Here is a 14612-nt window from a genome sequence, read left to right as displayed (position 1 = left end):
GTCGATTAAAGCGGTACGCCCAGACGATTGGCAACTTCTTCGTAGGCTTCGATGACATCACCGAGGCCCTGACGGAAGCGGTCCTTGTCCATTTTCTTGCCGGTGGCCTTGTCCCACAGACGGCAGCCGTCCGGGCTGAATTCGTCGCCCAGCACGATGGAACCATCGTGGAACACGCCGAATTCCAGCTTGAAGTCGACCAGCAGCAGGCCAGCGTCGTCGAACAACTTGCTCAGGACTTCGTTGACCTTGAGCGACAGTTCTTTCATGCGAACCAGTTGCTCGGCGGTGCCCCAGCCAAATGCCACGACGTGGGATTCGTTGATGAACGGGTCACCCTTGGCGTCGTCCTTCAGGAACAGTTCGAAGGTGTAAGGGTTGAGCTTCATGCCCTCTTCGACACCCAGGCGCTTGACCAGACTGCCAGCGGCGTAGTTACGCACGACGCACTCGACCGGGATCATGTCGAGCTTCTTCACCAGACACTCGTTGTCGCCCAGCAATTTGTCGAATTGGGTCGGCACGCCAGCAGCTTCGAGCTTCTGCATGATGAAGGCGTTGAACTTGTTGTTCACCATGCCTTTGCGGTCAAGCTGTTCGATACGCTTGCCGTCGAACGCCGAAGTGTCGTTGCGAAACAGCAGGATCAAACGGTTAGCGTCGTCGGTCTTGTAAACCGATTTGGCTTTGCCGCGGTAGAGTTCTTCACGTTTTTCCATGATGGGCTCCGCTTGCTAAGTAGATGGGCTAGGCGATGTGACGCCAGTCGAGCCCTGAATCTTGATCGGCCAGTTGCAGCCAGTCCGGGTCGCACCCGAGAGTGTCGACAAAACATTGCCGGGCCAGCTGCGGCAGGTTGTTCTTGCTGCTCAGATGGGCCAGGACCAGGTGTTGCAGGTCTTTCCAGCCCAGCTCGGCCACCAGGAATGCCGCCTGATGGTTATTCAAATGTCCCAGTTCACCGCCCACCCGCTGCTTGAGAAAGTACGGGTAATGACCGCGAGCCAGCATGTCACGACAGTGATTGGACTCGATCATCAACGCATCGAGGTCCCGATAGCCGTCCAGCACCTTGTCACAATACGAGCCCAGGTCGGTCAACAGGCCAAAGCGGCGCTCACCGTCACTGAAAACATATTGCGTCGGTTCTTGTGCATCGTGGGCCACGGCAATGACACCAATGCTCAAGTCGCCGATTTGCAGCTGTTCGCCGCCAGCCAGAAAGCCTGCGGGTTCAATCGGTTTGCGCATCCCGCGCAAGGTCCCGCGACTGAGGTAGACAGGCAGATTGTAGCGCCGAGACAGCAAACCCACGCCATGCACGTGGTCGGCATGTTCGTGGGTCACGAGTATCGCGCTCAACTGCGCAGGGTTCACACCCAGGCGCAGCAGGCGTTTTTCGGTTTCCCGCAGGGAAAACCCACAATCCACCAGCACGTACGTATCAGCACTGGCTATCAGCGTGCCGTTCCCTTGACTACCGCTGCCGAGAACGGCGAAACGCATAGGATCAGCCCAGGTTGTCCTGAATCTTGCTCAACACTTTACGCGCCACGTCTGCCGGCGCCACGGTGTTGATGTTTTTCTCGACGGTGACCTGGACGTTCTCGCCAACCTTGCTCAGGCGAACCTGATAACGTTCGGCGCGGGCGTCAAGCTCTTCCTTGCTCGGCGCGCTGCCGAACAGGCTGCTGAAGAAGCCTGGCTTGTCGTCTTTCTTCTCGGCTTTTTCGGCCAGGTTGATGTAGTACAGGCCCAGGCTGCGGTTGATGTCTTCAACGCGCCATTCGCCTTGTTCCAGCGCACGACCGACGCTCGACCAGGCACGATCCAGGTCGGTACCGACGTTCAGCACAGGGTTGCCGCTGCCGTCTTCACTCAGGCTGACACGACTAGGCGCGTCGAAATCACGCGAAGCCAGCATCGAGACCGAACCGCCCTTCTCCGAGATACGGCTCATGCTCGCGAGCATGTCGTCGACCAGTGCCGCATCCAGGCCAGTGTTGACCGAACGGTTGGTGAAAGCCACGTCAGCGGTGCTGCCGGCAGGACGCTCGGCGCTGACCACATAGACTTCACTGGTGTTGCGCTGCACGCCCGGCTCGATGCGCACCCGCACACGGGTTTCGCTGTCCGTGCTGACCCCCGCCGCGCTCAGGCGCTTGGCCATGGCCGCAGACAGTTCGTCGGAATGCTGCCAGGTCGTGGTGAATTCACCGGTTTGCGGACGCTGATCATCCAGACGGAAACCGTTGTCCTGGAAGAACTGAACGGCCACGGGCCAGACTTCAGCCGGTGGATTCTGCGCCAGGATGGAGCTGGAGCCGCCGCTCTTCTGCAGGGAGTAGGCACTGGCATCGGCACCCGCCGTCAGCGGCTGCGGCCGAGGTACGACGTATTCGCCCTTGACGGTGTCATCGGCCACGTTGCGCGGGATCGGCAACAGCGGATCCAGACGCTTGGCGGTACGGACATCCTGCGGTATTTGCATCGGTGCAGTCTGTTGCGCTTCCAGGTAATCGCTACCACGGTCACGGAAATAACCTTCCGGGCCCCAGATCCATCCGCAGCCACTGGTGCTGGAGATAATCAAGGCAAGTGCGGAAAGTCCGGCCATTCGCTTCATGCGTTGTACTTCCTCAATTAAACCAGGACGCTGCACTGGCGCAGGGCCGTGCGCAGCGTTTCGTGACAGGGTGCGCTCAGCCAGGTCAACGGCAGGCGAATGCCTTCGTGCATCAGGCCCATTTCAACCAATGCCCACTTCACCGGAATCGGGTTGGCTTCGATGAACAGGTCCCTGTGCAGCGGCATCAGTTTTTCGTTGATTGCCCGCGCAGTCTCGGCATCCCCCTTGAGGGCGGCCTCGCACAGATCGGCCATTTCACGCGGAGCGACGTTGGCGGTGACGGAGATGTTGCCCTTGCCGCCCATCAGGATCAGCTCGACGGCAGTCGGATCATCGCCGGAAAGGACGATGAAGTCCTTGCTTACGCCATCGAGGATGGCTTTGGCGCGCTTGAGGTCGCCGGTCGCTTCCTTGATACCGATGATGTTCGGCACGGTGGACAGGCGGATCACGGTTTCGGCCTGCATGTCGCAGGAGGTGCGGCCGGGAACGTTATAAAGAATCTGCGGGATGTCGACCGCTTCGGCGATGTGCTTGAAGTGCAGGTACAGGCCTTCCTGGGTCGGCTTGTTGTAGTACGGCACGACCAGCAGGCAGGCATCGGCGCCGGCTTCCTTGGCATTACGGGTCAATTCGACGGCTTCGCGGGTCGAGTTGGCGCCGGTACCGGCGATCACCGGAATGCGGCCATTGACCTGTTTTACAACGGCACGGATGACTGCGATGTGCTCGTTGACATCGAGGGTTGCCGACTCGCCGGTGGTGCCGACGGCGACAATGGCATGGGTGCCGTTTTCAAGGTGGAAGTCCACGAGTTTGCTGAGGCTGTCCCAGTCAAGACGACCCTGTGCATCCATGGGTGTGACCAGTGCCACCATACTGCCCGCAATCATGAAACCGCTCCTGCCGGAAAAAGAGAGCCGTAATGGTACTGGCGCCAAGATGCTTGCACAAGCGAAGTACTGTGCTGCCGCCATTCCCCTTGGCGCCGGTTTTCGCTACCCTTCAGACTTTGATCGGTACAGACAAGCTCGTCCGTCGGGTTTCAGCCTCCATTTTCGGCATCACAAGCCCTGATCCAGCGTTGCCACCTCTCGCTCCCGCCCTGGCGGAGCACGTCGCAACCTGCCGCTTGGGGCTTTCTGAATTCGCATCCGCAGGCTCGCTCCCGACAAAACGCCACTTCGATGTATCGACCGCTCATCGCTTTAGGAATGCTGCATGTCCACCCCCACAGTTCGCGAACAATTCCTTGTTATCAGTGCCCTCGGCGCCAACCCCATGGAGCTGACCAACGTCCTGTGCCGCGCCAGCCATGAAAACCGCTGCGCCGTGGTCACTTCTCGCCTGACCCGTCATGGCGAATGCAGTGCGCTGGTGCTGGAAATCTCCGGTAGCTGGGATGCCCTGGCGCGCCTGGAAGGCAGCCTGCCGGTGCTGGCCAAACGGCATGCGTTCACGGTCAACGTGGTGCGCAGCGCCGCCCTGGAAAACCGCCCCCAGGCCCTGCCATACGTCGCTTATGTCAGCTCGGCCTACCGCTCGGACATCATCAACGAACTGTGCCAGTTCTTCATGGACCACAATGTCGAACTGGAAAACCTGACCTGCGACACTTATCAGGCTCCGCAGACCGGCGGCACCATGCTAAATGCCACGTTTACCGTGACCTTGCCGCCCGGCGTGCAGATCAGCTGGCTGCGCGATCAGTTCCTGGATTTTGCCGACGCGCTGAACCTCGATGCCCTGATCGAACCCTGGCGCCCACAGAACCCAATGTAAGGAAGCTTTCATGGCCGTTGCCATCGACCAACCGGTTGCCGATTTCGAAGCCCCCGCCACCAGCGGGCACACCGTCAGCCTCGCCGGCCTGAAAGGCAAGCAGGTGGTGATCTACTTCTACCCCAAGGACAGCACGCCGGGTTGCACGACCGAGGGGCAAGGCTTTCGTGATCAGTATGCTGCGTTCAAGGCCGCCAATACCGAAGTGTTCGGCGTGTCTCGCGACAGCCTGAAATCCCACGAGAACTTCAAGTGCAAGCAAGAGTTCCCCTTTGAGCTGATCAGCGACAAGGACGAAGCCATCTGCCAGCTGTTCGACGTGATCAAGCTGAAAAAGCTGTATGGCAAGGAATACATGGGCGTGGATCGCAGCACGTTCCTGATCGACGACAAAGGCGTGCTGCGTCAGGAATGGCGTGGCGTGAAGGTGCCGGGGCATGTGGATGCAGTTCTGGCGGCGGCTCAGGCCCTGAACAACGCCTGAGTCATATAGCGCCTATCCGGACGCCTTCGCGAGCAAGCCCGCTCCCACATTTTGGACCGTGTTCGTCTGAACAACTCGGTCAACTGTGGGAGTGGGCTTGCTCGCGAAGAGGCCCCTGACTTCACCGAAAATTTGGCGCTGACAGTCAAAGCAACGGCGCAACTTCCGGCTCCTTGCGCGGCCAGGCATCCAGCACGGCCTTGAACAGCGTCGCCAGGGGAATCGCAAAGAATACGCCCCAGAACCCCCACAACCCGCCAAACAGCAGCACCGCGCAGATGATCGCCACCGGGTGCAGGTTGACCGCCTCCGAGAACAGCAATGGCACCAGCACGTTGCCATCCAGCGTCTGAATGATCCCGTAAACCGCCATCAGATAGATGAACTGATCGCTCCAGCCCCACTGGAACAGCGCAATCAGAAACACAGGCACTGTCACCACCACGGCGCCGACATAAGGCACCACCACCGAAATCCCCACCAGCAATGCCAGCAGCGCCGCGTAATTGAGCTCAAGAACAACAAAGGCAATGTAGGTCACGCCACCGCAAATGAAGATTTCGATGACCTTGCCGCGAATGTAATTGGCGATCTGCCGGTTCATCTCATGCGCGACCCGGGTGATCAACGCCCGCTCACGGGGCAGGTAACCGCGCACCCACTGGCCGATCATGGCCCGATCCTTGAGGAAGAAAAACACCAGGATCGGCACCAGCACCAGGTAAATCATGATGTTCACCAGCAATGGCAGGCTCGACAGCGAGAATGTCAGCGCCCACTGACCAAACTTGCCGATTTCGCCCCGCGCCACTTCGATGGCTTGCAGCACTTGCTCATCAGACACCAGATGCGGATAGCGCTCGGGCAGCAGCAGCAACAGTGACTGCCACTTGGCGAGCATGCCGGGCAACTCGTTGAACAGCGTGATCAGTTGATGCCAGAGCAATGGCACGACAACCACGATGAACACCAGCAACAGCCCCATAAACAACGCAAAGACCAACCCCACCGCGACCCCGCCCGGCACCCGCAGGCGCTCGAGGGTCACAACCAACCCTTGCATCAGGTACGCCAGCACCATCCCGGCGAGCACCGGCGCCAGCATACCGCCCAGAGTCAATACGGCGGTGAACGCCAGAAACAGCAGGACAGCCAACACCACCGCTTCTTCATCGGAGAAATAGCGCTGAATCCAGTCGCGTAACACTTTGAACATCAATAATCCTTAGGGACAAACGCAGCCGATTTCAGGCTTTTTTCAACCAGTAGCGGTAAACACCCGCGTCTTCTTCTTCACGAAGCAGGGTATGACCGGCCAATCGGGCAAAGGTGCGAAAGTCACGCTGCGAACCCGCATCGGTGGCGATGACCTTGAGCACTGCACCACTGGCCAGCCGGTTGAGCTCCATCTTGGCCTTGAGCAACGGCAACGGGCAATTCAGGCCACTGGCGTCCAGTTCAACGTCATGCTCTACAGCGTCGGTCATATTGCATCACTCCGGGTCAGGTGGTTGAGTTGCCTAGAATATCTGGTCGCAACGCTGGTGTCCGGCTACAGTAAGGTCTTTGTCGACTAAGGCTTTGTGCATGACATTTTTGCGCCCTACCCTGCTGACGCTCGCTTGCCTGCTCGCCTCACCGGGCTTCGCCGACGACTTGCCGTCACTCGGCGACGCCAGCTCTGCCATTGTCTCGCCGCAACAGGAATACCAGCTCGGCCGCGCCTGGCTGGCAATGTTGCGCAGTCAGGTTTCGCAGCTCAACGATCCGCAACTCAAGGATTACGTGGAATCCAGCGTTTACCGACTGGTGGAGACCAGCCAGGTCACCGACCGGCGCCTGGAATTCATCCTGATCAATAGCCCGCAGCTCAACGCCTTTGCGGCGCCCGGCGGAATTGTCGGGGTTAACGGTGGCTTATTCCTGAACGCCCAGACCGAGGGCGAATACGCTTCGGTACTGGCGCACGAATTGGCTCACTTGTCGCAGCGCCACTTTGCCCGGGGCGTCGAAGCACAAAAACGCATGCAAGTGCCGATGATGGCGGCATTGCTGGCCGGGATCGTGGTTGCAGCCGCCGGCGCCGGTGACGCCGGGATCGCGGCCATTGCCGGCACACAGGCAGCGGCCATTCAGGAACAGCGGCGCTTTTCCCGTCAGAACGAACAGGAAGCCGACCGTATCGGCATTCTCAATCTGGAAAAGGCCGGTTACGACCCCCGCTCGATGCCCACGATGTTCGAGCGCCTGATGCGTCAGTACCGCTACGATGCCAAGCCGCCGGAATTCCTGCTGACTCACCCGGTCACCGAATCGCGTATCGCCGACACCCGCAACCGCGCCGAACTGGCGCCACAGGGCGGTATCGAAGACAGCATGCGTTATCAACTGATTCGCGCGCGCGTCCAACTGACCTATGAAGAAACCCCGGGGCTCGGCGCCAAGCGCTTCCGCGCCCTGCTCGATGAGAACCCGAAAAACGACGTGGCGCGCTACGGCCTGGCGATTGCCCAGATCAAGGGCGGCCAATTGAACGAAGCCCGGGAAAACCTCAAGCCGCTGCTGGCCAAGTCACCCAACGAAATCATTTACAACCTGGCTCAGGTCGATCTGGACATCACCAACAATCGCCTGCCGGATGCACAGTCCCGGGTTGACCGGTTGATGACCCAGTACCCTGGCAACTATCCGCTGAATCAGGTGCGCGTCGACCTGCTGCTCAAGCAGAATCGCGCCGCGGATGCGGAGAAAGCGCTGGAAGGCCTGCTCAAGTCGCGCCCGGATGATCCGGACGTGTGGTATCAGGTTGCCGAGACGCGCGGCCTGTCGGGCAATATCATCGGCCTGCATCAGGCTCGCGCCGAATATTTTGCGCTGGTCGGGGACTACAAACAGGCCATCCAGCAACTGGACTTCGCCAAACGCAAGGCAGGCAGCAACTTCCCGCTGTCTTCGCGGATCGACGCACGGCAACGCGAGCTGATGGAACAGGAACGCATGATCAAGGACATGATGGGCTGACGCCCCCCCAGAGACAAAAAAATCCGGACAAAAAAAAACCGCCTCTTTCGAGGCGGTTTTTTTATTCAACCAACAACCGGGTTATTCAGCCAGTTTGAAGGTGATGAAGCTCGCACGCCCCTGACGCAGAACCCGCATCGACACCGAGCGGTTCTTCGGCAGCGCCTTGGCGATGTCCGCGAACTCCTTGGTGGAACCGATCGCCTGGTTGTTCAGGTGGGTGATCACATCACCCGGCTGCAAGCCGATCATGGCGGCAGGGCCGTCCTGCACTTCCTTGATCACCACACCACCTTTGAGGTCGTAGGTTTTCTTCTGGTCGTCAGTCAGCTCGACCACGGAAACACCGAGGCGATTGCTGCTGCGCTCGATGCTGGATTTCGGCTCGGCGCCCAGCTCTTTACCTTCTTCCGGAATGGCACCAACGGTCAGCTCGACATTCTTGCGCTTGCCGTCACGAATGACTTCCAGATTGGCTTTTGCACCCGCCTTCAACGCGCCAACGAGATGCGGCAAGTCGGCCGACATAACGATTGGCTGACCGTTCATGCTCAGGATCACGTCGCCCACTTGCAGGCCACCCTTGGCAGCCGGGCCATCATCCTGGATTTGGGCAACCAGCGCACCCGCCGGCTTCTCCAGACCGAACGACTCGGCCAGGTCCTTGCTCACTTCCTGAATCACGACACCCAGCCAGCCACGGCTGACTTTGCCACCGGATTTCAGCTGATTGGAAACATCCATGGCCACATCGATCGGGATCGCAAACGACACACCCATGAAGCCACCGGAGCGGGTATAAATCTGCGAGTTGATCCCGACCACCTCACCGTTCAGGTTGAACAGCGGACCACCCGAGTTACCCGGGTTGATCGGCACGTCGGTCTGGATGAACGGCACATAGTTTTCGTTCGGCAGGCTGCGACCGACGGCACTGACGATGCCTTGGGTCACAGTGTGGTCAAAGCCGAACGGCGAACCGATCGCGACAACCCATTGGCCGGCCTTCAGGTCCTGGGATTTACCGAGTTTCAACACCGGTAGATCCTTGCCTTCGATTTTCAGCAGCGCCACGTCGGAGCGTGGATCGGTACCGACCAGCTTGGCTTTCATTTCGCTACGATCAGCCAGGCGGACGAGGATTTCGTCAGCATCGGCGATCACGTGGTTGTTGGTCAGGATGTAGCCATCGGAAGAGATGATGAATCCCGAGCCCAGGGAGGTTGCCTCGCGCTGACGGTCACGAGGTGAACGCGATTGTGGCGGCATGCCCCGCTCGAAGAATTCGCGCAGCATCGGCGGCAAACCTTCGAGATCAGGCATCTGCTCGCTGACTTTGCGATCCGGCAGCTTTTGCGTGGTACTGATGTTCACGACTGCAGGCGACGCCTGCTCGACCAATTGCGTAAAGTCGGGCAACTCGACCGCTTGGGCGGTGACCGCCTGACCGAGCACCAGGACAGTGGCAATAATGGAAAGGTAAGACTTCAAGCGTGGTATCGACATACGGCTCCCGTTACGACGAGCATGGTTAAGCGATATGGAGCAAGGAACACCGGGAACAATACGCCGGTATTTTTGTTCCGGGAACAACAAACAAGGCCAGAGCCGAGGGGCTCTGACCTATAAAAAATTTTTGGGGTATTTGCAAACTGAAATGCTCACGAAACATTTCAAATCCAGTTCACTGCTTGGTTGCAGCGGCGTCGGAGCGCATCGAAAGTGCTATCCGTTCAGCGGTACCGACGGGTATCTCGCCGACGACGGTCACCATCATGTCACCCTGTGCCGTGCTCAAGCGCCGGGAAACCGCGACGGTTGGCCCCAACTGAGTGCGGGTATCGGTGACGGTTGCACCGTTCAAAGGCTCCAGGAACACCGAAAAACGCGCCAGGCCATCGTCATACAGCAGACTGTTGACCTGGGTTTTGGTTTCCGGATCCTTGCGCGCCGTACTGCTGGTCAGCTCGAAACCGGGTGGTAGCCAGTCCGAATGCCAGACCTGTGCGGCTTTGACTGCGGAAGCCTTGTCGCTTTCGAGATTGACTGCCTTGCAATCATTACTGGCCTGCAAGTCGTTTTCGGAAGGAGCGTCAGCGGTATCCAGTTGCGTGAACTGGAAGCGCTCCAACAACCGTCCCTTGTCGTCCAATAACAAAGACTTCAGGGGCAGGCCGGTCTCTTTATCCAGATGCAGTTCAAAACCGTAGCGGTGTTGGTCGCGGGGAGTCAGCGATACGATTACCGCCGAACGCCCGGCGACACGCGACTTGCCGATGACGGCGAGGTCATACCAATTCTTCAGCTTTTGAGGATCAAGTGCACGGGCAGCGGAGTTTGGGGAGTCCCCAAGCCCTGCTATCAGGGTGCCGCTGACGCATTGAGTATGCCCATCAATGCGTACGACTTCCTGCGGTGAGCCGTCGAGCCGGATCAATCGCTCGCGGACCTTCCCATCCTGGACGCGGTGCCAGATGTTATGGGTAGAAAAACTACCGTTACGCTCGTAGACGAAAGTACCCTGAAAGCTTTGCTGTTGCTCGGCCTGGCCCAGGCGGGTCAACCAGTCCTGGGCTTCATCGGCTTGGGCTGGAACGATGAACCAGCCGCTGAGCAGAAGCGAAAGTAGAGGTATGGCGCGCATGATCCTCCTTAACGGTTTTCCAGACTTGCGGCACGAGCGTAAGGCAGAGCGCTCTCAGTACCTTTCAGTGCAGCCTGTTGTGCATGTTGGCGCAAGTAACCTGGCAGACGCTGATCGTGCCAGCCTGGCTGACCTTGCAAAACGCCATTGGCCATTGGGCCAGTTGCATCTGAACTCTCATTGTAGCCTGCCAGAACAGCCGGGCCTTTTACTTGAGGAACGGCCAATCCGGGTTGACTGGATTGCTGGGCCAGTTCGACACCGGCGATCTCATCCTGGTTGTACAGACGCACACCGGCCAGTACCGCCAGGGTCACGGAAGCTGCGACCGCCAGACGACCCAGGCTGCGCCATGGACCGCGGGAAGCTTTTGCCGGTACGGCTTCGTCAGCCAGGGCAGCAGAAACAGCCGCAGCGATATCCAGACGCGGAAGCAGCAGATCCTTGTGCATCACTGCCCGAGCGATCTGATAACGAGCCCAGGTATCACGAGTTTCAACATCGTCACAGGCATTCAATACCCGACGTAATTCCAATTCGTCCGCTTCGTTATCCATCACTGCGGACAGCGATTCCTGCAGGGCTTCACGACTCATGGCGTTCCTCTCTTGGCTGTCGCCGCTGTCTTTAGTTTTCCTGCAACAACGGCTGCAGGGCTTTGTCGATGGCCTCCCGGGCGCGGAAGATCCGGGAGCGCACGGTGCCTACCGGACATTGCATGACACTCGCAATGTCCTCGTAACTCAGACCATCAAACTCACGTAAAGTTAAAGCCGTACGCAAATCTTCCGGCAGTTGCTGAATGGTTCGATGGACGGTGCCTTCGATCTCATCCCGCAGCAAGGCCCGCTCTGGCGACTCGAGATCCTTGAGGCCATGATCGCCATCGTAGAACTCTGCATCCTCGGAACTGACATCGCTATCCGGCGGCCGACGGCCGCGTGAAACCAGATAGTTTTTCGCCGTATTGATGGCGATGCGGTAAAGCCACGTATAAAACGCACTGTCTCCGCGAAAATTTCCAAGTGCACGGTACGCCTTGATAAAGGCTTCTTGTGCCACATCCTGGGCTTCATGGGTGTCGTGCACAAAACGCACGATCAACCCGAGAATTTTGTGCTGGTATTTCAGCACTAGCAGATCGAAAGCACGCTTGTCGCCGCGCTGAACGCGTTCGACCAGTTGCTGATCCTCTTCCTGGGTTAGCATGAACACTCCTCGATGAGCTCGGAGGAGGCTTGCAGAACTAAACGACCAGACTTGCAAACATAGACTCGGGCTTTTCGCAAAAGTTCTCCCCCTCCAGGCAAGTTTCCTGCGGGCTCTGATTTGGCACGCACGAAAAGCGCAGCACGAGTTGACCCGGCTGCGCGGATAATCTTGTCATCGGATTCTTCAGCAAGGATCGAACTGCCATCCCCCACTGAAACCGACACTGTCCCTTGTTTCAGGCAACCGTCTATTGATCTTGGCCCTTTGGCAAAAGTTCCAAATATTTATAGCCGTGCCAACCCGACATTGTGCAACCGTGAAGGGAAAAAGACTGTTAAATCGGCGATACAGTCATTCTCGCGCCCAACGGGCAGAAAAACATCCGACGAAGCGACCGATGTTTTGCGTCACAGTAGTTTCACAATGCCATGCTGGCTCGGGTATTGTGCCGCTCCCCCCCTCTATATACTAGTAGGCGGTGCGGCTGCCTCGACTCGCCAGTCCAGCTGCGCCACCCCCGACCCGGGTCGCTTTGAGCGGAATCCTGAAATGAGCCAACAGTTTCAACACGATGTTCTGGTAATTGGCAGCGGTGCTGCCGGCTTGAGCCTTGCGCTGACCTTGCCCGGTCATTTGCGCATTGCCGTATTGAGCAAGGGCAACCTCGCCAATGGCTCGACTTTCTGGGCCCAGGGTGGCGTTGCTGCCGTGCTGGATGACACCGATACCGTTGAATCCCATGTCGATGACACGCTCAATGCCGGCGGCGGCCTGTGCCATGAGGATGCCGTGCGCTTTACCGTCGAGCACAGCAAGGAAGCGATTCAATGGCTGATCGACCAAGGCGTGCCCTTTACCCGCGATGAACAGTCGAGTAATGAAGATGGCGGGTTCGAGTTCCACCTGACCCGCGAGGGCGGCCACAGCCATCGGCGCATCATCCACGCCGCCGATGCCACGGGCGCTGCCATTTTCACAACCCTGCTCGACCAGGCCAGGAAACGACCGAACATTGAGCTGCTGGAGCAACGGGTTGCGGTTGACCTGATCACGGAGAAACGCCTGGGACTCGAAGGTGATCGCTGCCTCGGCGCTTATGTGCTCAATCGCGGCACCGGCGAAGTCGACACTTACGGCGCGCGTTTTGTGATCCTCGCCTCAGGTGGCGCGGCCAAGGTTTACCTTTACACCAGTAACCCCGACGGCGCCTGCGGCGATGGCATCGCCATGGCCTGGCGCTCGGGCTGCCGGGTGGCGAACCTGGAATTCAACCAGTTCCACCCCACTTGCCTGTACCACCCGCAAGCCAAGAGCTTCCTGATCACCGAAGCCCTGCGCGGCGAAGGTGCCCACCTGAAACTGCCAAACGGCGAGCGCTTCATGCCGCGCTTCGATCCACGTGCCGAGTTGGCGCCACGGGACATCGTCGCCCGGGCCATCGACCATGAAATGAAACGCCTGGGTGTCGATTGCGTCTATCTGGACATCAGCCACAAGCCCGAAGCCTTCATCAAGACACACTTCCCGACGGTGTACGAACGCTGCCTGGAATTTTCCATCGATATCACCAAACAACCGATTCCGGTGGTACCGGCGGCGCACTACACCTGTGGCGGCGTGATGGTCGACCAGCAGGGCCGCACCGATGTGCCAGGGCTCTATGCCATTGGCGAAACCAGTTTCACCGGCCTGCACGGCGCCAACCGCATGGCCAGCAACTCGCTGCTGGAATGCTTCGTTTATGCCCGCTCGGCGGCGGCAGACATTCTCGAACAACTGCCCCGCGTTTCGATGCCTGCCCCCCTTCCCGCCTGGGATGCGAGCCAGGTCACCGATTCCGATGAAGACGTGATCATTGCGCACAACTGGGATGAGTTGCGGCGTTTCATGTGGGACTACGTCGGTATCGTACGCACCAACAAACGCCTGCAACGGGCGCAACACCGCGTACAACTGTTGCTGGATGAAATCGACGAGTTCTACAGCAACTACAAGGTCAGCCGGGATTTGATCGAGCTGCGCAACCTGGCCCAAGTGGCCGAGCTGATGATTCTGTCAGCCATGGAGCGCAAGGAAAGCCGTGGCCTGCATTACACCCTCGACTATCCGGACATGTTGCCGGTCGCGCTGGACACTATTCTGGTGCCGCCCACCTACGGCGGCTGAATTTGAGCCGGACCCGCAGGCGTCGGTGCACATCCGCCGCCTGCGCATCCCGGGGCACACAAATGGCCCTGACCCGGCGCTCGCCACGCAGACGAAAGCGCAATACCACAATCAACGGCAGCGCCAGGCTGTCCGGCCTTAGTTGCACGGGCTGCCAACCTTTGGCCCGACTCCACAACTGCCAGCCTTCGGTATCGCGCCGCAAGCCACAAAATGCCTGCGGGTGCGTCAGCAGGATCTGCCGGGGCAACAGCCAGACTCCATGAGCCACGCACAGCACAACGCCGAGCGAGCTGGCCCAGAGCGGAATTGACAGTAAAAACAGCGAGCCCAACGCGAACAGTTGGGCGAAAAGATATGCCGCCAGCAATTGCCGTGAGGCATGCCAGCGGCATTCGAACGAATTACTTGGGCTGGACACGATCCAGGATCATGCGAACCATGCGTTGCAGCTCGGGATCTTCCGATTCGCTGCGTTCCATGAACCAGCCGAACATGTCCTGATCCTCACACGTCAGCAGTCGAACGTACAACGCGCGATCCACCTCGTTGAGCGTTGCGTAAACCTCTTTCGTGAACGGTACCAGCAACACGTCAAGCTCAAGCATGCCACGGCGGCTGTGCCAAAAGAGGCGGTTCAGTTCAACATCTTCGACCATGGAGCGCTCCTCAAA

General features: G+C 58.9%; 16 protein-coding genes. 4 read left to right on the top strand and 12 right to left on the bottom strand.

The annotated features are described in order from the left end of the window. Positions 1-5 precede the first annotated feature (5 nt). The 4 genes from purC to dapA are packed head-to-tail and all read right to left on the bottom strand — an operon-like array spanning position 6 to position 3522. Positions 6-719 carry a phosphoribosylaminoimidazolesuccinocarboxamide synthase gene (gene purC / locus PMI28_RS19935; protein ID WP_007944067.1) on the bottom strand — a complete coding sequence of 238 codons (714 nt, stop codon included), beginning with the start codon at positions 717-719 and terminating at the stop codon, positions 6-8. Between the two features lie 28 nt (positions 720-747). After that, a complete protein-coding gene (locus PMI28_RS19940; RefSeq protein ID WP_007984759.1) occupies positions 748-1506 on the bottom strand; it encodes an MBL fold metallo-hydrolase in 759 nt (252 codons plus the stop codon). A gap of 4 nt (positions 1507-1510) precedes the next feature. Beyond that, positions 1511-2626: an outer membrane protein assembly factor BamC gene (gene bamC, locus PMI28_RS19945; RefSeq protein WP_007984757.1), complete on the bottom strand. Its 1116-nt coding sequence runs from the start codon at positions 2624-2626 to the stop codon at positions 1511-1513. 17 nt (positions 2627-2643) lie between these two features. Beyond that, positions 2644-3522 (bottom strand): 4-hydroxy-tetrahydrodipicolinate synthase, encoded by an 879-nt coding sequence (gene dapA, locus PMI28_RS19950; protein ID WP_007984755.1) that lies wholly within the window; start codon positions 3520-3522, stop codon positions 2644-2646. A 328-nt stretch (positions 3523-3850) separates the two neighbouring features. On the opposite strand from dapA, the gene PMI28_RS19955 reads away from it, so the two are divergent. Both PMI28_RS19955 and PMI28_RS19960 read left to right on the top strand, forming a co-directional pair. Then, positions 3851-4411: a glycine cleavage system protein R gene (locus PMI28_RS19955; RefSeq protein ID WP_007984753.1), complete on the top strand. Its 561-nt coding sequence runs from the start codon at positions 3851-3853 to the stop codon at positions 4409-4411. A gap of 10 nt (positions 4412-4421) precedes the next feature. Then, positions 4422-4895 (top strand): peroxiredoxin, encoded by a 474-nt coding sequence (locus tag PMI28_RS19960; RefSeq protein ID WP_007984751.1) that lies wholly within the window; start codon positions 4422-4424, stop codon positions 4893-4895. Between the two features lie 145 nt (positions 4896-5040). Here PMI28_RS19960 and PMI28_RS19965 read toward each other — a convergent pair whose 3' ends face one another. Together PMI28_RS19965 and PMI28_RS19970 are read right to left on the bottom strand one after the other, a co-directional pair. Continuing rightward, positions 5041-6111, bottom strand: a complete 1071-nt coding sequence (locus tag PMI28_RS19965; protein WP_007979780.1) for an AI-2E family transporter — start codon at positions 6109-6111, stop codon at positions 5041-5043. Between the two features lie 31 nt (positions 6112-6142). After that, a complete protein-coding gene (locus tag PMI28_RS19970) occupies positions 6143-6382 on the bottom strand; it encodes a sulfurtransferase TusA family protein (RefSeq protein WP_007984748.1) in 240 nt (79 codons plus the stop codon). Between the two features lie 100 nt (positions 6383-6482). On the opposite strand from PMI28_RS19970, the gene PMI28_RS19975 reads away from it, so the two are divergent. Further along, positions 6483-7916, top strand: coding sequence for a M48 family metalloprotease (locus tag PMI28_RS19975; RefSeq protein ID WP_007984746.1), 1434 nt, complete (start codon positions 6483-6485; stop codon positions 7914-7916). Positions 7917-7997: 81 nt separating this feature from the next. On the opposite strand, the gene PMI28_RS19980 is transcribed toward PMI28_RS19975, so the two are convergent. The 4 genes from PMI28_RS19980 to rpoE all read right to left on the bottom strand — a co-directional run bounded on the left by PMI28_RS19980 (position 7998) and on the right by rpoE (position 11769). Further along, the gene (locus PMI28_RS19980; RefSeq protein WP_007984744.1) at positions 7998-9422 is read right to left on the bottom strand and encodes a DegQ family serine endoprotease; all 1425 of its coding nucleotides are present in this window, start codon (positions 9420-9422) and stop codon (positions 7998-8000) included. A 178-nt stretch (positions 9423-9600) separates the two neighbouring features. Further along, positions 9601-10560, bottom strand: a complete 960-nt coding sequence (locus tag PMI28_RS19985; RefSeq protein ID WP_007984742.1) for a MucB/RseB C-terminal domain-containing protein — start codon at positions 10558-10560, stop codon at positions 9601-9603. Between the two features lie 8 nt (positions 10561-10568). Next, positions 10569-11156 (bottom strand): sigma-E factor negative regulatory protein, encoded by a 588-nt coding sequence (locus PMI28_RS19990; RefSeq protein ID WP_007984741.1) that lies wholly within the window; start codon positions 11154-11156, stop codon positions 10569-10571. 31 nt (positions 11157-11187) lie between these two features. Then, positions 11188-11769 carry an RNA polymerase sigma factor RpoE gene (gene rpoE / locus PMI28_RS19995; protein ID WP_003172477.1) on the bottom strand — a complete coding sequence of 194 codons (582 nt, stop codon included), beginning with the start codon at positions 11767-11769 and terminating at the stop codon, positions 11188-11190. Between the two features lie 552 nt (positions 11770-12321). Between rpoE and nadB the strand changes: the two genes are divergently transcribed. Next, positions 12322-13938: an L-aspartate oxidase gene (nadB, locus tag PMI28_RS20000; RefSeq protein ID WP_007984739.1), complete on the top strand. Its 1617-nt coding sequence runs from the start codon at positions 12322-12324 to the stop codon at positions 13936-13938. On the opposite strand, the gene PMI28_RS0128395 is transcribed toward nadB, so the two are convergent. Then, positions 13907-14359 carry a protein YgfX gene (locus tag PMI28_RS0128395; protein ID WP_033063197.1) on the bottom strand — a complete coding sequence of 151 codons (453 nt, stop codon included), beginning with the start codon at positions 14357-14359 and terminating at the stop codon, positions 13907-13909. The two genes, nadB and PMI28_RS0128395, sit on opposite strands and share 32 nt — an antisense overlap. Then, entirely contained in the window at positions 14343-14597 is a 255-nt protein-coding gene (locus PMI28_RS20005) for an FAD assembly factor SdhE (protein ID WP_007979797.1), read from the bottom strand. The genes PMI28_RS0128395 and PMI28_RS20005 overlap by 17 nt, the downstream gene beginning before the upstream one ends. Positions 14598-14612: the final 15 nt, after the last annotated feature.

The sequence above is a fragment of the Pseudomonas sp. GM48 genome (genome assembly GCF_000282335.1).
In the GTDB taxonomy this organism is placed as follows: domain Bacteria; phylum Pseudomonadota; class Gammaproteobacteria; order Pseudomonadales; family Pseudomonadaceae; genus Aquipseudomonas.
Note: the sequence above shows the minus strand (reverse complement) of the source record. Positions and strands in the feature narration are given on the sequence as shown.